Here is a 16,418-nt window from a genome sequence, read left to right as displayed (position 1 = left end):
CGATCGAGTCGCGATCGGCTCCGGCGTTCCACGTGATGAAAGAGTGCGCGCATGCGGAAACCTCGTGTCAAACGCGTTCATCTGCCGGCGGTCTTTCCGGACGGCCGGATAAGGATCGGTCTCGGTCAATACGGGGTGGCCGCCGAGTTGCAGGACGACGCCGACGGAAATATCGCGCGAATCCTCACCCTCATGGATGGCACCCGGGGCATCGAACAGCTCTGCGCCGACTTCGCGGCGAACAGCCCGGAGATCGACCAGGAGAACGTCCGCGAGATCGTCAACGCGCTCATCGCCGAGGGTTTCGTTGAAGACGCCGAGGCGGAGTCCCCCGCCAATCTCTCCGCCCGCGAACTGGAGAGGTACACGCCCGCCCGCCACTTCTACTCCTGGATCGACACCGTTCCGAGGGAGTCGCCCTACGACATCCAGTCACGGATCAAGCAGGCCAGGGTGAGCCTGCTCGGCGTGGGCGGCACCGGATCCGCCGTCGCGGCGGGCCTGGTGGCGAGCGGCGTCGGCGCGCTTCACCTGGCTGACTTCGACGACATCCAGGAATCGAACCTGACCCGGCAACTCCTCTACACCGAGCAGGACATCGGCGAGTCCAAGGTCGAGCGGGCGGTCTCCCGGCTGCGTGCGATGAACGGCCTGGTCTCGGTGACGGGCAGCGAGGTCAAGGCGACCGGGCCCGAAGACGTGGCCGCGTTGATGGCCGACTGCGACGTGTTCGTGCTCTGCGCTGACGAACCCAATCCGGACATCATGTTCTGGACGAACGAGGCGGCACTGCGTACGGGGACGCCGTGGTTCGTCAGCTTCTACGCCGGGCCGATGGCGGTGGTCGGCTCCTTCCATCCGGGCGAGACGGGCTGCTGGCTCTGCATGCGCCGTGACGAGGACCGGAAGAGGGACGCCTCCGGGGAGAACTATCTCATCGCAGGCGAGGTCCGGCCGAACGCGGTGGTCGCCGCCGGCGCCAACATCAGCGGTCACCTGTGCGCGCTGGAAGTGACGTATCACCTCGGCGGCCTGCCCACCCAGGCGCGCGGACGGGTGTTCCACTGGAACTTCGCGGTCTGGGACCACGTCTACACCGTGGACGTGGTGCGCGACGACGACTGTCCGGCCTGCGGCTCGGCCGGCGGATGACGGCGCCCGTCCCCGTCGACACGGCCGCCACTCTCCTGCTGCGCCCGCTCAGCATCCAGGCGGACGACGATCCGGACAGCGTCATCGTGGGGCGGCCGGAGCTCGGCGAGTTCGTCAGCCTGCCCGCGCTCTACGGCAAGGCGGTCGAGCTGCTCGGCGGCGGCCTCCCGATCGGCGTGGTCCAGCGCCGGATCGAGGAGGAGCACGACGTCGAGCTGGACGTCGTGCAGCTCGTGGAAGCACTCGTCGAGCTCGGCTTCGTCGCCCGGCTGAACGACGCGGACCTGCCGGACCCGGCCGAGCAGGCCCCGCCGCCCCACCTGCCCTGGCTGGCCGAGAGGCACGTGCGGTGGCTCTTCGGCCGCCCGATGCGGGTGCTGTGGGCGGTCGTGGTCGGCGCGGCGCTGGTCACCCTGTTCGGCCGGCCCGATCTGGTGCCCGTGTACCACGACTTCTTCTGGAGCGACTACATCGGGCTGACGACGCTGGTCAACACCGCGATGTTCTCGGTGGTGATCAGCCTGCACGAGCTGATGCACCTGATGGCCGCGCGGTCGCTCGGCACCCCGGCACGCATCGGGTTCGGCACCCGTCTGCACAACCTGGTCGTGCAGACGGACGTCACCGCGATCTGGTCGGTGCCGAGGCGCTCGCGTTACCGCGTCTACCTCGCCGGGACCGCCTGCGACCTCTTCCTCTTCGCGACCCTGCTGCTCGTGCTCGCCCACGCGAACCCGCCGGAGGGAATCGCGGCGCTCCTGCGGGCCCTCGCGCTGGTCATCATGCTGAGCGTGCCGCTGCAGATGCACGTCTACATGCGGACCGACTTCTACTTCGTGCTCGCCGACCTCCTGCGCTGCCGCAACCTGTTCGGCGACGGGCTCGGCTACGCCCGCCACCTGCTCCGCCGGGTGATCGCCGTCGTGAAGCGGGCGCGGCCTCCCGCCGATCCGAGCGCCGAGCTGTCCGCCCGCGAACGGCGGGCGGTGCGGATCTACGCGGTGCTGCTCGTGCCCAGTGCGGCGGTCGCCCTGGGCATGTTCGCGATCTACACCCTGCCGATCATCATCAGCTCGCTGATCCGCGCGCTGGTCGCCGTCTGGGGTGGCCTGAACGGCGGCTCCCTGCTGCAGGGCGTCGACGGCGGCCTCTTCCTGCTCGTCGAGGGCGGCATCCAGACGCTGTTCCTGGTCACCTTCGTCAAGTCGCACCCCCACTGGTTCCGCCGCCGCAGGCCAGCGGCGGAAGTGAGCTGACCGGCCCGCCCGCCACCCGGGAAACGGGTCAGCCGGGAGCGGGGCCGGTGCTCTCCCGTACGACCAGCTGGGGCTCGACCAGGCGGCGGGCCGGCTCGGTGTGGCCGGCCATGCGGTCGAGCAGCAGGTGGAAGGCGTGCCTGCCGACCTCGCCGAACTCCTGGCGGACCGTCGTCAGCGGCGGCCAGAAGTAGGCCGCCTCCGGGATGTCGTCGAACCCGACCACGCTCACGTCGTCCGGCACCCGGCGGCCCGCCTCGCGCAGGGCGCGCATGAGGCCGAGCGCCATCTGGTCGTTGCCCACGAAGATCGCCGTCACCGAGGGGTCGTCGGCCAGGCGCCGGCCGAGCTCGTGGCCGGAGCGCGGGCTCCAGTCGCCCCGCAGCGGCTCGGGGACCGGGCGGCCCGAGGACTCCAGCACCTGCCGCCAGCCGTCGATCCGGTAGTTGGCGTCCAGCCAGTCGACCGGCCCGCCCAGGTGGTGGACGGTCCGGTGGCCCAGGTCGAGCAGGTGGCGGGTGGCCCTGGCCGCCCCGGCGCGCTGGTCGACGGTGACGACGGGGACGGGGATGTCCTCACCGGCGTCGACCGCCACCACGGGCAGGTCGCGCGGCAGGTGGCGCAGGCCGTCGGCGGCGGATTCGTGCGGGGCGAGGATGACGACGCCGTCGACCGCCTGGGCGCGCAGCCGCCGCACCGCCTCCTCGATGGACCGTCTGCTGAGCAGGCTCAGGCTGGCGATGCTGACGCTGTAGCCGCTGAGCCTGGCGGTCTGCTCGATGCAGTAGAGAGTGGACGCGGGACCGTACAGGGTCGTGTCGATGCTGACCACGCCGAGCACGCCCGAGCGGCCGGTGACGAGCTGGCGGGCGGCCAGGTTGGGCCAGTAGTCGAGCTCGCGTACGGCGGCGAGCACGCGCTCGCGGGTTTCCGCCCGCACCCGGTGCGGTGCGTTGAGCACCCGCGAGACCGTCATCGCCGAGACCCCCGCCAGTGCTGCCACGTCGCCCAGCACGGCGGGCCTGCGCGGGGCCTCGGATTCGTCCCCTTTAGCGGCCATGCGCTCACCCCCTAGATTGGCAATAACGCTAACAGGGAGGCAAAGCCGGTTTCGCGCTGCCTTTCCATCGGACGATTGACGGAACCGAATAACAGAATTAGGTTCGGCCGCTGAGGAGGACCATTGAACCTGCCCCGTATCGGGAGGACGGCCGAGGACCTGCTGGCCGAGCTCGCCCGGCTCACCGAGCACGACCTGCCCGTGCGCGGCGGCCAGGTGACCTCTTATGTGTACGACACCGGGCGGCCCGAGGTGCACGACGCGGCGGCCCGCGCCTATGCGGCGATGCTGGAGGTCAACTGCCTGGACCCGACGGCGTTCCCGAGCATCGTCGAGATGGAGAAGCAGGTCGTCGGCGCCGTCGCGGACCTGTTAGGCGGCGGCCACGGCATCTTCACCAGCGGCGGCACCGAATCGATCATGCTGGCGGTGAAGGCGGCCCGCGACGCGGCCTCCCGGCCCCGGCCGAACCTGGTGCTGCCGGTCACCGCCCACCCGGCCTTCCACAAGGCGGCCCACTACCTGGGGGCCGAGGTCAGGCCGGTGCCGGTGGACCTGGGGACGTTCAAGGCCGACGTGCGGGCGGTCTCGGCGGCGATGGACGAGGACACGGTGCTGGTCGTCGCGTCCGCTCCCTCGTACCCGCAGGGGGTGATCGACCCGGTCGGCGAGATCGCGGCGATCGCGGCGGAGGCGGGCGTGTTCTGCCACGTGGACGCGTGCGTGGGCGGCTGGCTGCTGCCGTGGCTGCGCGAGGCGGGCGCGGACGTGCCGCCGTTCGACCTGTCGGTGCCGGGGGTGACGTCGATCTCCTGCGACCTGCACAAGTTCGGGTACGCGCCGAAGGGGGCGTCGGTGGTGCTGTTCGCCGACCCGGCGATGCGGCGGCGGGCGTACTTCGCGTCGGCGGCCTGGCCCGGCTACACGATCATCAACGCGACCGTGCAGAGCTCCCGGTCGGCGGGGCCCTTGGGCGGGGCGTGGGCGACTCTGCAGGCGCTCGGCCGGGAAGGGTACGTCGAGCTGGGACGGGCCACGCTGGAGGCGGCGGACCGGCTGCGCGCAGGGCTGGCCGGGATCGGCGGGCTGCGCGTGCTGGGCTCCGGGTCGACGCTGGTGGCCTTCACCTCCGACGACGCGGACGTGTTCGTGCTCGCCGACGAGGCGCGGGCGCGCGGGTGGTTCCTGCAGCCGCAGCTCTCGTACGCCGGGATCCCGGCGAACCTGCACATCACGGTCACGGGGGTGACGCTGGCCGGGGTGGACGCGATGCTGAAGGTGATCGCCGAGTCGGCGGAGGCCGCCCGGCGGCTCGGGCCTCCGGTTGTCCCCGACGGGCTGGTGGAGCTGATCACCGGGCTGGACCTGGACGCGCTGGACGACGCCACCTTCTCGGAGCTGGCCGCCTCGGTGGGGGTGGATCTGCGGCCGGGATCGGGTCAGCCTCGGATGGCCGTGGTCAACGCCGTGCTGGACGCGCTCCCGGCCGAGCTGCGGGAGGCGATCCTGGTGCGTTTTCTGTCGGTGATCTATAGCTAGTACGGTTTGCGGTCGTGCTTCCGTTATCCCGTGCCGCCTGGGCAGCCGCCGTCCTCATCGCTCTCCTGCCCACGTGGTGGTTGTGGGAGGAGTGGTCGGCGCCGGAACCGCTGCAAACGCTGGAGTGGGCCGGGCTGGAGGATTTCGAGGAGCACGGCGACGTCTACGGCATGGTCCGCCTCTACAGCGGTTCGAAGCCGACGCCGGTGCTGTCGCCGCTGGTCGGCGACCTCGGCGCGGTCGCGGAAGTCGCCTACTGGTATGCGCTCCCGGCGGTGCTGGTGCTGGCCGGGTTCCTGGGCTGCCTGCGACAGGGGGATCCCGAGGCGGTGGGGCGGCGGGTCGCGTGGGGGCTGGTGGCGGTGGCGGCGGCGGGGCCGGTCACCGCGCCGGATTTCTCGCTGACGGTTCTCAGCCCGGAGTGGTTCGTGGCCATGGCCGACTGCTGGGGGCGTGACCAGGTCTGCTACCTGCTCGCGGCCCTGCTGGTGCTGGCCGCCTCGCTCGGCATGCCGCGCCGTCCCGGCCCTGTCCCTGAAGGGACCGGGCTCAGGGCGGCGGCGCTGCTGGCCGACTACGTGATCTTCTGCGCGGCGCTCGGCCTGGTGATGCCGCTGCTCTCCGAGAGCCGCTTCACCGGTCTCGGGGGGCTGCTCTCCCAGCTGGAGTCCGGGAAGCTGCCGGTGGGCACGGATCTGGCCGTGGTGGCGCTGCTGTTCCTGTACGTGTGGATCCCGCGCGGCACGACCGTCGGCAAACGGCTCCTCGGGCTCCGGGTGGAGGGCGCCGGGCCGGGGAAGGCGGTGCTGCGGACGCTGCTCTTCCCCGTCGCCGTGCTGTGGCCCGAGGTCGGGGTGCTCTGGCTGGCCACCGACGCGCTCTGGTCGTTCGCGGACCGGGACGGCCGGATGCTGCACGACCGCCTGCTGGGCACTTCAGTCACATTCACCAGGGGGCATCCGGCCACCCTGAGGCCGCCCGTACCGTGAGCCCTCGGCCTCGCCGGAGAGCAGCTTCTCCCACAAGTCTCCGGCCTCCCTGTACGAGGTCGGACGGCTCTCCTTGACGACCATGACGGTCGGCGAGCGGTGGGTCTGGCGTATCCAGGCGAGCCCGGCCGCAGCGCAGAACTCGTAGACCCGCGCCCGGCACTCACAGGTGTGCCGCAGGACCCGGACCCGGCCGAAGCGAGGCAACGGATCACGCCAATCGATCGACTCAGCATCGAACCCACCAGCAGCGGCGTGAGGACCGTGAAAGTCACGAGTCACGTCAGAACCTCTTCCGCGTCCTCGAACTCAGGCATCGGGAGCACGCCCAGCGTGGAAACCTCGGCCCACACCAGGTTCCACCGTTGCGACACGGACCGGGTCCCCCACCTGATCGCGGTCTGCTCAACCAGCCACAGACCACGACCACCACACTCGTCGTCACCGGACCGGCGAGAACGAGGAACCGTCGCCGCGCCCTCGTCGATCACCTCGATCCTGGCCAGCACGTCGGTAACCCCGAAGACCTTCACCCTCACCAGCCCGCCCGGCCGCCCCGACACGGTATGCAGCACGGCGTTCCCCGCCAGCTCACTCGCGACAAGCCGGGCATCGTCCACATCGCGATGCCCCGCCACCATCAGGGCGTCGGCCACCCAGCGGCGGACCAGGCAGACCCAAGCCGCGTTCCCCGGGATCGTCAGGTCCACCAGTGCCTGTTCTTTCACTGGGCCACCTCCCACACTCGCTCGCACGCGCCCTCGTCCCGCGCGTCCACGCACCGGTCGCGTCCTCGTCCCCACGAGAAGACCCACTGCTCGCCCCGCAGAGAAGCCCGTACGAGCAACGGCCCCGACATCCGCTGGACCGCGACGCACGGCTCGTCGCGTCGTGGCAACTGCACCGAAACGGCCAGGCCGCGCCTCGCCAGGCCCCACGCGAGCTGCGTCAGGTAGTGGAACTGCACCTGCTCACGAGTCGGCATGGAACGCTCCAGATCGTTCTCTCTTCGTTTGCGTCGCATTTGATCCAACCGCCCTTCATGCGCGGAGCCGATCCAGCCCGACCACTGCAGCCAAGGCAGACTGCACACTGTGCAAGTTCAATGACGACCCGACCGAGGCCGGAATTACTCTCGTCCCGATCCGAGAGGTCAGGGACGCACGGACGCTGCGGGTTGCCGATCTGGTGCAGACGAAGGTGCCGCTGATAGCGGAGCCGACATATCGAGCGGCTGGCGCGGCTTGGTGTTCACGCTGGGCGAGCGCAATGCGATGATGAGCGGCATCAGGTGGATCTCTTTTCGCGAGGAGTGACCTGATTCGGCGGCCTCCGGTGTTCCAGCACCGGGGGCCGTCTTGCTTTGTTTGGGCTGGTGGCGCGCAACGCCACTGCTTACGTCTACTGTCTCCTTGTACGACGTAATGTCCGGGGACAATCCTTGGACTGTCTGGGACCATAGTGGGCGCGAGAGGGAGTCGTGTCAAGGATTGATCGGGGACAATCTTCGAAAGGGAGGAAGCATGCAGCACTCGCGCTATCTGGACATCGCAGCGGAGATCAGACGCAGGGTCGAGGCCGGCGAATGGGAGCCGGGCTCCCGCCTTCCGCGACTCAACGATCTCGCGGCCGAGTATGACGCGAATCGCGACACCATCGGCCGAGCCATCGCCGCGCTGGAGTCTCAAGGCGTGTTGTGGGCCGTGCAGGGCCGGGGCATCATCGTCCGGCACGGGATGATGCGCCTTCGCAGACCGCGCGGGAACCTGGTGAAGCGCAACAGGGCCACCCCCAGCGCCGGTTACTCCTTCCCCTCGGCCTCCGGCCAGGAGAAGTGGAAGCACCACATCACCCCCTTGGCAGGCCACGAACCACTGACCGACCCGAGGATCGCCAAGCTGCTGGGCGTCGAACCGGACACACCTGTCATGCGCCGGTTCCGGGTCACCGGGCCCGAGTCCGAGCCGCCCTTTCAGATCAACATCTCGTGGATACATCCGCGGGGAGTGACCGACGCCCCCGAGACGGCGTCCGAGGACCCCGGCCCAGGCCACTGGCTGTACCTACTGGAGAAGGCCGGCCACTGGCCGATCAGTTGGACCGAGTTCCACCGGGCACGCACCCCGACCCCCGACGAGGCACGCCTGCTGGAGATCCCGATCAGCCTGCCCGTCCTGGAGATCGTGCGCGTAGGCACATCCGGAGCGGACGGCAAACCGATCGAGGTCACCGAGTACATCGTCGCCAGCGACCGGGTAGAAACCGTGCACGTGCTGCACCGAGACGAGTCCGCGCAATCCCCGTGGCCCGACATCCGAAGCCCCGACCAGATCGAGACCGACAGGTGAACGCCCATGAGCCGCCTCACCGTTGAAGCGTCCGCCCGGACACACATCGGGCTCGTACGCCGCCACAACGAGGACGCCGTATACGCAGGTCAAAACCTGTTCGCGGTCGCCGACGGCCTCGGCGGGCACGCGGCCGGCGACGTGGCCAGCTCCACGGTGATCGACACCCTGAAACCGTATGACCGCGTGCACTCGCCGCCGGATCTCCCTGACGTACTCGGGCAGGCGATCCACTCCGCGAGTCTGGCGCTGCGCAACAGGATCGAGATCGACCCGGACGCCGCGACCATGGGCACCACCCTGGTGGCCATGCTCTGGTCCGGGACGACCGCAATCGTGGCCAACATCGGCGACTCGCGGGCATACGTGCTGCGAGATGGCGACCTGACCCAGATCAGCGAAGATCACACCTACGGCAATCTTGTGGCGGACGCGGCCGACGTGCCCCATCTGCCTGAGAAGATCGCACGATTTCTCGACGGCCGCGCCGACGGGCGCTCCCCCGACCTGAGCCGGCGACAGCTCCACTCGGGAGATCGGTATGTGCTGTGCTCGGACGGCTTGAGCGGCGTCGTGCCCACCGGGGTCATGCGGGCTGTCCTGGACTCGACCACTGATCCGGGCGACGCGGCCGAGCGGCTGGTCGCGCTGGCTCTGGAGAGTGGCGGGCCGGACAACATCACCGTGCTCGTCATGGACGTACGCAGCGGCGGCGACGATCTGGTGGTGGAGGCCGACAGACTGCCGCCCTCCACGTCGGACCCAACATAACCAGCGTGCCGGCGAAAGACATCGCGGAGTTCGGGGGCGGCGGTGACCGGGCCGAGGTTGGCGAACATCTGCTCTTCCCTGTCGCCGTGCTGTGGCCGGTCTACGGATTGTTGTGGCTGGCCGCCGACGCGCTCTGGTCATTCGTGGACCGGGACGGGCGGGCGCTGCACGACCGCTTGCTGGGAACCTCGGTCACGGCTCGTTGACGCAGCGCTGCGGCCTGACATTCGGGAACGTCGAGCAGGTCCAGTCCTCAAGCCCGTCGAAACAAAAAGCGATAGAGCGATCTAACTTTTCCAGAAGCCTTTCTCCGGCGGATCGTCCGTCGGCGATGCATCAGGCTGATCCGGGGGTTGCACAGGAGCAGGGCTGCCATATTCCTCCGATTTTACGGACGATACGGCATCCTGGATGTGTACAGCAAGCTCGCGGAAGCCCTGCGCGGTTTCTTGTATCGCAGTTTCTTGAGTGCTCATGAAGCGCGTCGTCTGTTCGTGGACGACCGCCAAGTTCTTCGCGATCTCTTCGTGAGCGCTCCCCAGGTGCTTCGAGACCTCTTCCTGAGTGGCCGCCATGCGCTTCGCGACCTCTTCCTGGCCGGCCGCTATGCGTCTCAGAACATCTTCGAGCTTCTCCAACGGGCTTACCGCTGCGGGCTGCAGCTCTTCAGACTCTCGTTTCGTTACCTGGGCATATACCAGAGACAGGCGATCACGCCACTCTTGAAGACCGTATGGGTAGTTGTGAATGACGCCGATTACGCTCTCGTCCCAGTCGTCCTCGTTGAAGAAGACCTTGAGCTCTTCTCCTGCCCGCGCAAGCATTTCCAGGGATTGCATATCGGAATCAAGCCTGGCTTTGACCTCATCGTAACTGGTCACGAAGTTCCTTCCTTCTGTCTCCAGGAATCAGCAGCCGAAGATCGGCACTCCTTACTATCGGCGCTCACTAGAGGTTCGGGAAGTCCTCTCTTCGATAGATTCTGCCGAGTCTTGTCGAATGGCTATCAGGAGTTCTCTTCCGCCACGTTATCCACATACGCCAGCAATAGCGGGCAGCACGCATCCCACCTTCGGCGAACTCCTTTTTCATTTGAGTACGCAAATCCGGGGGATATGGCATGTCATCCAGCGGGAATACCGCCGGCTCAGTCGCGGCCGTCGTTGACGCAGCGTAGGACGGGGTGGGTGGTGAGTGCCGAGGGGTCCAGGGTTGCGCCGGTGGTGACGTGGAAGGTGGCGCTCTCCCCCGGCAGGAGGGTGACCAGCATGGTGTCCACCGACGCGTCGGGGTCCAGGCGGTCCGGGAAGAGGGCCAGGTCGCGGAGGATCGTGCGGGCGGTGACCGTCACGCGGTAGCCGCCGTCCACCCGGTCGGCGGAAGCGTCGTAGGACGCCGGAGGGAAGGCCACGGCCGGGTCCTCGGCGAAGAAGGACAGGGTGCGCGAGTCGCCGAGGCGGACCGAGAGGAGTTCGCGGGAAGGGTCGTCGGGGGTGGCGACCGAAGGCGGGAGCGGCGCCCGCGCCACCGACCGGGGTTCCGCCGAGACCTCCAGGACGTCCTTGGCCAGCGGTTCCCCGTCCAGCCCGAGGCGAGTGACCAGTAGTGAGCCCTGCCACGCCGTACCGGAGTCGTTGACCACGGCCACCTCGTCGCCCTGCACGGTGAGCAGCCGGTCGGCGTAAAGGCGGCGCAGCGCGTACCACAACGGTTTGCGCCTGCCGTCACCGTCGACCGCCGCCCAGGAGGTGACCGGCCAGCAGTCGTTGAGCTGCCAGACGATCGTGCCCATGCAGTACGGCGCCAGCGCGCGGAACCGCTCGACGCCGAAGGTGATGGCGCGGGCCTGGTTGAGCTGGGTCAGGTAGTGCCAGTCGTCGAACGAATCCGGCGCGGGCAGGTGGTCGCCGAGGCCGCGCAGCAGCTTGCCGTTGCCGTCGTCGGCCTTCTGGTGGTGCAGCACCAGCGGGGCGTCGGCGGCCAGCTCCCCGGAGACGGCGCGGCGGAGCGTGGCGTACGCGGGCGGCCCCTGGAAGCCGAACTCGGCCACGAACCGGGGCGTGTAGGTCGCGTAGTGGCGGTAGTCCTCGCGGTTCCAGACGTCCCAGATGTGGATGGTGCCGGTGGACGGGTCCTGCGGCGGAGCGGCGGGGTCGGCCGAGAACGGGCTGCCCGGGACGTACGGGCGGGTCGGGTCCAGCTCGGCCACGATCGACGGCAGCAGGTCGTGGTAGAAGCCGCCGCCCCAGCTCCGGCCCGCCAGCTCGTCCTGCCAGCCCCAGTCGGCGTGCCCCTCCAGGTTCTCGTTGTTGCCGCACCACAGCACCAGGCTGGGGTGCGGGGCGAGCCTGGTCACGTGCTCGCGCGCCTCGGCGGCCACCTCCGACCGGAACGGCTCCTCCTCCGGGTAGGCCGCGCAGGCGAACGGGAAGTCCTGCCACACCAGCAGCCCGAGCTCGTCGGCCAGGTCGTAGAAGTCCTCGCTCTCGTACAGGCCCCCGCCCCATACGCGCAGCAGGTTGACGCCCGCGCCGACGGCCTGGCCGAAGCGGGCGGCGAGCCGGTCGCGGGTGATCCTGGACGGGAAGCAGTCGTCGGGGATCCAGTTGACGCCGCGGGCGAACACCGGCGTGCCGTTGACGACGAGCCTGAACGCCTCCCGTTCCAGCTCGACCGTCCGGAACCCGATCTTCCCGGCCCACGACGACTCCCCGAGCCGCACGGCCAGCTCGTAACGGTGCTGCTCCCCGTACCCGCGAGGCCACCACAGCCTGGGCGAGGGCACGGTCAGCGGCACGACGGCGGTCCGCTGACCGGCGGCGAGCCGCACCTCCGCCGAGACCCCGGCCACCTCGGCGACCAGAGTGAGCGGCGCCTCGGTGGCTCGTTCGACGCTCACGTGCACGTCCACCCGGCCCGAGCCGTCGGCGGCGACGGTGGCGAGCGGGCGGACCGAGGCCAGGCGGGCGCCGGTCCAGCTCTCCAGCCCGATCGGGCGCCAGATGCCGGCCGTGACCAGGGCGGGCCCCCAGTCCCAGCCGAAGTTGCAGGCCATCTTGCGGATGAACGCGTACGGCGCCTCGTAAGCGCCGGGGCGGAACCCGAGCGCGGCCCGCCGCTCCTCGGCGTACTCCAGCGCCGAGCCGAAGGAGACGGTGAGCGTGTTCTCGCCCTCGCGCAGCAGGTGCCGCACCGGGAACCGGTAGGAGCGGTGCTGGTTGGCGGTGGCACCGACGCGCACCCCGTTCAGGGTGATCTCCGCCACCGTGTCCAGCCCGTCGCACACCAGGTCCGTGCGCTCGTGCTCGTCGCCCGACCAGGAGAACACGGTGGTGTACGTCCACGCGGTGCGGCCGATCCAGGCCAGCCGGTTCTCGTTGTCGTCCAGGTACGGGTCGTCGATGAGACCGGCGGCGAGCAGATCGGTGTGCACGCAACCGGGCACCGTGGCGGGCACAGTGGCGGGCACCGTGGCAGGCACCGTGGCGGGCACGTCCCCCGATGCGCCCGACAGGACCCAGCCGTCGTGCAGCGGTCGGTACGAGCTCACGTGGTTCTCCTTCAGCAGTCGTCGAGCTTGGCGCAGGCCACGAAGTGACCGGGCTCGGCCTCGTACAGGCCGCCGGTCGCGCCGCGCTCGTGATACAGGCAGGTCTCCACCGGCGGGGCGTCCTCCCACGGGGCGTGCAGCCGGGGGACGGACGACAGGAGCTGCCTGGTGTAGGGGTGCAGGGGGTCGTCGAACACCTTGTGCGTCAGCCCCATCTCGACGACCGCGCCGCTGCGCAGCACGACCGTGCGCTCGGCCAGGTAGTGGCCGAGCGACAGGTCGTGCGTCACGTACAGCACGCTCAGCCCGCGGCCCTTGAGCTCGGCGAGCAGGTTGAGCACGTCGATGCGGGTGGAGGCGTCGAGCATGCTGGTGATCTCGTCGGCGATCAGCAGCTTCAGGTCGAGCAGCAGCGCCCTGGCGATCAGCAGGCGCTGGAGCTGGCCGCCGCTGAGCTGGTGGGGGAACTTGCCGAGCACCTCGCGCGGGTTGAGCCGCACGTCCTCGATGGCCGAGTGGACCCGTTCGGTCCACTCCTTGCCGGGGACCGACGGGTAGTAGCTGTCCTTGATCAGCTGGAACACCCGGTCGGCCTTGAAGACCGGGTTGTAGCAGCTGAACGGGTCCTGGAAGACGCCCTGGACGGACCGGTAGTAGTCCCGGCCCGGCTTGACGGGCACGCCGTCGACGGTGATCGTCCCGCCGGTCATCGGGATCAGGCCGAGGATCATCTTGCCGATCGTGCTCTTCCCGCTGCCGCTCTCCCCGATGAGGGAGACGACCTCGCCGGGCCGCACCTCGAAGCTCACCGCGTCCACGGCCGTCAGCGTCCGCCCGCCGAAGGTCCCGACCTTGTAGACCTTGGTGACGTTCTCGACTTTCAGCATCAGGCCTTCCAGCACGCGACGAAGTGGTTGGGCTCGATCTCGTTCACCGGCGGCTCCTCGGCGCACTCGTCGCCGGCCAGCGGGCAGCGGTCGCGGAAGCGGCAGCCCTGCGGCGGGTTGAGCAGCGACGGCGGGCTGCCGGGGATGCCGGCCAGCTTGCGTTCCTCGTAGCGGACGCCGATCTCCGGCAGCGAGTTGATCAGCAGCTTCGTGTACGGGTGCTTCGGCGCCTTGATCAGTTTCTCCGACGGCGCCTTCTCCGCCAGCTTGCCCGCGTACATCACCATGACCGTGTCGGCGATGTGCGAGGTCAGCGCCAGGTCGTGGGTGATGAAGATCATGCTCTTGACGTAGCCGCCGTCGCGGAAGCCGAGCAGCGCCTTGGCCACCGCCTTCTGGGTGGACACGTCGAGCGCGGAGGTGATCTCGTCGGCGATCAGCAGCGCCGGGTCGAGCAGCGTGGAGATGACCATGACCATGCGCTGCTTCTGGCCGCCGGACAGCTCGATCGGGTAGCGGTCGAGCACCTCGCGCGGCAGCCCCACCATGCCGATCCGGCTCTCCAGCTCCTTCCTGTCGAGCGTCACGCCGCGCGAGCGGAGCAGCTCGGTCACCATCCTGCCGATCCGGCGGGTCGGGTTCATGGCGCTCATCGAGTACTGCGGGATGAGCGAGATCTCGTGGAAGCGGTAGTCGTTCATCGCCCGGTCGTCGCCGATCGGCAGCTCACGGCCGTCCAGCTCGACGGTGCCGCCGACGTGGCGCATCCGGCCGTCCATGCGGATGAGGCTCTTGCCCAGCGTCGTCTTGCCGCAGCCGGACTCGCCCGCCAGGCCGAGGATCTCCCCGTCGTCCATGGTGAAGGAGACCCCGTCGAGCGCCTTCACATCGCCTCTGAGTGTCTTGTAGTGCACCCTCAGCTCGCTGACCCGCAGACTCATGTTTCCCTCAACTTCGGGTTGAAGACCTCGTCCAGACCGACGTTCGCCACGTACAGGGCGCCGACGACGGCGGTGATGGCCGCGCCCGGCGGCACGAACCACCACCAGAGGCCGAGCTGGAGCGCGCTCCACTGGGTCGCGTTCTGCAGCATCAGCCCGAGCGAGACGCCCTCCGTGGGCCCGAGCCCGATGAAGTCCAGCGAGGCGGCGATCAGCACCGAGCTGCCGAACAGCAGGATGAACGTCATGAACAGGTAGGAGCTCATGTTCGGCGCGATCTCCCGCGCGATGATCCTGGGCGTGCCGACCCCGCTCAGCCTGGCCAGGTCGACGAAGTCCCTGGACCGCAGCGAGAACGTCTGGGCCCGGATCGCCCGCGCCGCCCACGGCCAGGAGGTGAGGCCGATGAGCAGCGCCTGCATGCCGACGCTGCGGATGCCCAGGTAGGCGTTGATGATCAGCAGCACGGCGAGGGTCGGGATGACCAGCACGATGTTGGTGAGCATGTTGAGCACCTCGTCCACCATCCCGCCCCGGTAACCGGCGACGAACCCGATCACCATGGCGATCACGGCCGCGATGCCGCCGCCGATCGCGCCGGCCAGGATCGTGGTCCGCAGCCCGTACACGAACTGGACGAAGACGTCCTGGCCCTGCGTGGTCGTCCCGAACCAGTACTCCGACGTCGGCGGCAGCATCGGCATCGCCACGTACTCGTTGGGCGCGTCCACGCCCAGGATGACCGGCCCGAACAGGCCGGTCAGCGCGAGCACGAGCACGATGGAGAAGCCGATGACCAGTTTCGGGTTCCGTACGGCGAAGTAGAGCGCCTCGCGGCGCACCACGCGCTCCTCGGTGGGCAGTGCCGTCGTCGCGGTCATGCCTGCGCTCCCGCCATCCCGGTGCGCGTGCGTGGGTCGATGAGCACGTACACGATGTCGATGATGAAGTTGGCCACCAGCACCCCGATGACGATGAACATGAACGAGCCCTGCAACAGGAAGAAGTCCTGGTTCTGGATCGCCTTGAGTATCAGGCTGCCGATCCCCGGATAGGAGAAGACGATCTCGGTGACCAGCGCGCCCGCGACCAGCACGCCGAGCTGCAGCGCCAGGCCGGTGATCTGGGGCAGGATCGCGTTGCGGTAGGCGTAGCGGCGGATCAGCTTGGCCGGCGCGCCGAGCGCCGCCAGGTAGTTGGAGTAGTCCGACTCCAGCTCATAGATGATCATGTTGCGCATGCCGATCGCCCACCCGCCGAGCGCCACCAGGAACAGCGACAGGAACGGCAGCGCCCAGTGGTGCAGCAGGTCCACGAAGAACGTCCAGGACCAGCTCGGCGTGAGCGAGAAGCTGTAGCCGCCGGCGATCGGGAACCATCCGGCCACCACGCCGAACCCCCAGGCCAGCAGCACGGCCAGCCACATGTACGGGGTCGCGGTCAGGACGTAGCCGACCGGCAGCACGGTGTTGTCCAGCAGCTTCCTGCGCGCGGCGAACGCGCCGAACCGGTTGCCCACCCAGTAGCTGAGCAGCACCGCCGGGATCATCAACCCCAGCGTGTACGGGACAGCGCCCATGATCAGGTCGGTCACCGGCACCGGGAAGACGTAGATGCTGATGCCGAAGTCGCCCCGGAAGAGCGCGCCCCAGAAGTTCAGGTACTGCTGCCAGATCGGCTCGTCGAAGCCGAAGAGGTTGGTGTAGTAGACCCGCATCGCCTCGACGGCCTCGGGCTGCGAGACCCGGGCCCTGGCCAGCATGCTCGCGACCGGGTCACCGGGCATGAAGCGCGGGATCACCCAGTTGACCGTGACGGCGGCCACGAAGGTCAGGCCGTAGATGAACAGTTTCCTGCCGAAGTATTGGCGCACGAAGATCTCCCCAAGGGACCCCCTCCGCCCTGAGGACAGGCGGAGGGGGCGC

At 69.0% G+C, this 16,418-nt stretch carries 16 protein-coding genes; 7 read left to right on the top strand and 9 right to left on the bottom strand.

Going from position 1 to position 16,418, the window contains the following annotated elements; all coding sequences use genetic code 11:
- The first annotated feature begins 192 nt into the window (after positions 1-192).
- On the top strand, positions 193-1,152 hold the full coding sequence (locus KME79_RS00620; protein ID WP_219542840.1) for a TOMM precursor leader peptide-binding protein: 960 nt from the start codon (positions 193-195) through the stop codon (positions 1,150-1,152).
- Positions 1,149-2,408 (top strand): hypothetical protein, encoded by a 1,260-nt coding sequence (locus tag KME79_RS00615; protein ID WP_219542839.1) that lies wholly within the window; start codon positions 1,149-1,151, stop codon positions 2,406-2,408. Before KME79_RS00620 ends, KME79_RS00615 begins: the two co-directional genes overlap by 4 nt.
- A 28-nt stretch (positions 2,409-2,436) precedes the next feature.
- Here KME79_RS00615 and KME79_RS00610 read toward each other — a convergent pair whose 3' ends face one another.
- Positions 2,437-3,468, bottom strand: a complete 1,032-nt coding sequence (locus tag KME79_RS00610; RefSeq protein WP_219542838.1) for a LacI family DNA-binding transcriptional regulator — start codon at positions 3,466-3,468, stop codon at positions 2,437-2,439.
- A gap of 123 nt (positions 3,469-3,591) precedes the next feature.
- Between KME79_RS00610 and KME79_RS00605 the strand changes: the two genes are divergently transcribed.
- A complete protein-coding gene (locus tag KME79_RS00605; protein WP_219542837.1) occupies positions 3,592-5,007 on the top strand; it encodes a pyridoxal phosphate-dependent decarboxylase family protein in 1,416 nt (471 codons plus the stop codon).
- Positions 5,008-5,021: 14 nt separating this feature from the next.
- Positions 5,022-5,996, top strand: coding sequence for an RDD family protein (locus KME79_RS46780; RefSeq protein ID WP_219542836.1), 975 nt, complete (start codon positions 5,022-5,024; stop codon positions 5,994-5,996).
- A gap of 278 nt (positions 5,997-6,274) precedes the next feature.
- Here the strand turns inward: KME79_RS46780 and KME79_RS00595 are convergent, their stop codons facing one another.
- Together KME79_RS00595 and KME79_RS00590 are read right to left on the bottom strand one after the other, a co-directional pair.
- Complete coding sequence (locus KME79_RS00595) at positions 6,275-6,706, bottom strand: ATP-binding protein (protein WP_308248726.1); 432 nt, start codon at positions 6,704-6,706, stop codon at positions 6,275-6,277.
- Positions 6,707-6,720: 14 nt separating this feature from the next.
- Positions 6,721-6,981 (bottom strand): hypothetical protein, encoded by a 261-nt coding sequence (locus KME79_RS00590; RefSeq protein WP_219542835.1) that lies wholly within the window; start codon positions 6,979-6,981, stop codon positions 6,721-6,723.
- Between the two features lie 538 nt (positions 6,982-7,519).
- On the opposite strand from KME79_RS00590, the gene KME79_RS00585 reads away from it, so the two are divergent.
- The 3 genes from KME79_RS00585 to KME79_RS00575 are packed head-to-tail and all read left to right on the top strand — an operon-like array spanning position 7,520 to position 9,321.
- Positions 7,520-8,344, top strand: coding sequence for a GntR family transcriptional regulator (locus tag KME79_RS00585; protein WP_219542834.1), 825 nt, complete (start codon positions 7,520-7,522; stop codon positions 8,342-8,344).
- 6 nt (positions 8,345-8,350) lie between these two features.
- Positions 8,351-9,115, top strand: coding sequence for a PP2C family protein-serine/threonine phosphatase (locus KME79_RS00580; protein ID WP_219542833.1), 765 nt, complete (start codon positions 8,351-8,353; stop codon positions 9,113-9,115).
- A 5-nt stretch (positions 9,116-9,120) separates the two neighbouring features.
- Complete coding sequence (locus tag KME79_RS00575; protein ID WP_219542832.1) at positions 9,121-9,321, top strand: RDD family protein; 201 nt, start codon at positions 9,121-9,123, stop codon at positions 9,319-9,321.
- Positions 9,322-9,402: 81 nt separating this feature from the next.
- Here KME79_RS00575 and KME79_RS00570 read toward each other — a convergent pair whose 3' ends face one another.
- From KME79_RS00570 to KME79_RS00545, 6 genes are all read right to left on the bottom strand, one after another.
- A complete protein-coding gene (locus KME79_RS00570; RefSeq protein ID WP_219542831.1) occupies positions 9,403-9,996 on the bottom strand; it encodes a hypothetical protein in 594 nt (197 codons plus the stop codon).
- A gap of 266 nt (positions 9,997-10,262) precedes the next feature.
- Positions 10,263-12,665, bottom strand: a complete 2,403-nt coding sequence (locus KME79_RS00565; protein WP_219542830.1) for a glycoside hydrolase family 2 protein — start codon at positions 12,663-12,665, stop codon at positions 10,263-10,265.
- A gap of 11 nt (positions 12,666-12,676) precedes the next feature.
- Entirely contained in the window at positions 12,677-13,552 is an 876-nt protein-coding gene (locus KME79_RS00560; RefSeq protein ID WP_219542829.1) for an ATP-binding cassette domain-containing protein, read from the bottom strand.
- Positions 13,552-14,493: an ABC transporter ATP-binding protein gene (locus KME79_RS00555; protein WP_219542828.1), complete on the bottom strand. Its 942-nt coding sequence runs from the start codon at positions 14,491-14,493 to the stop codon at positions 13,552-13,554. The genes KME79_RS00560 and KME79_RS00555 overlap by 1 nt, the downstream gene beginning before the upstream one ends.
- Positions 14,490-15,374 carry an ABC transporter permease gene (locus KME79_RS00550; RefSeq protein ID WP_219542827.1) on the bottom strand — a complete coding sequence of 295 codons (885 nt, stop codon included), beginning with the start codon at positions 15,372-15,374 and terminating at the stop codon, positions 14,490-14,492. The genes KME79_RS00555 and KME79_RS00550 overlap by 4 nt, the downstream gene beginning before the upstream one ends.
- Positions 15,371-16,366 (bottom strand): ABC transporter permease, encoded by a 996-nt coding sequence (locus KME79_RS00545; protein ID WP_148035514.1) that lies wholly within the window; start codon positions 16,364-16,366, stop codon positions 15,371-15,373. Before KME79_RS00545 ends, KME79_RS00550 begins: the two co-directional genes overlap by 4 nt.
- Positions 16,367-16,418: the final 52 nt, after the last annotated feature.

Source organism: Nonomuraea harbinensis, from assembly GCF_019396385.1.
Classification (GTDB): Bacteria; Actinomycetota; Actinomycetes; order Streptosporangiales; family Streptosporangiaceae; genus Nonomuraea; species Nonomuraea ferruginea.
Note: the sequence above shows the minus strand (reverse complement) of the source record. Positions and strands in the feature narration are given on the sequence as shown.

Coding starts and splice junctions, on each gene's coding strand:
- KME79_RS00620 (WP_219542840.1), top strand. CDS start 193: ATGGATGGCACCCGGGGCATCGAACAGCTCTGCGCCGACTTCGCGGCG.
- KME79_RS00615 (WP_219542839.1), top strand. CDS start 1,149: ATGACGGCGCCCGTCCCCGTCGACACGGCCGCCACTCTCCTGCTGCGC.
- KME79_RS00610 (WP_219542838.1), bottom strand. CDS start 3,468: ATGGCCGCTAAAGGGGACGAATCCGAGGCCCCGCGCAGGCCCGCCGTG.
- KME79_RS00590 (WP_219542835.1), bottom strand. CDS start 6,981: ATGCCGACTCGTGAGCAGGTGCAGTTCCACTACCTGACGCAGCTCGCG.
- KME79_RS00585 (WP_219542834.1), top strand. CDS start 7,520: ATGCAGCACTCGCGCTATCTGGACATCGCAGCGGAGATCAGACGCAGG.
- KME79_RS00580 (WP_219542833.1), top strand. CDS start 8,351: ATGAGCCGCCTCACCGTTGAAGCGTCCGCCCGGACACACATCGGGCTC.
- KME79_RS00560 (WP_219542829.1), bottom strand. CDS start 13,552: ATGCTGAAAGTCGAGAACGTCACCAAGGTCTACAAGGTCGGGACCTTC.
- KME79_RS00555 (WP_219542828.1), bottom strand. CDS start 14,493: ATGAGTCTGCGGGTCAGCGAGCTGAGGGTGCACTACAAGACACTCAGA.
- KME79_RS00550 (WP_219542827.1), bottom strand. CDS start 15,374: ATGACCGCGACGACGGCACTGCCCACCGAGGAGCGCGTGGTGCGCCGC.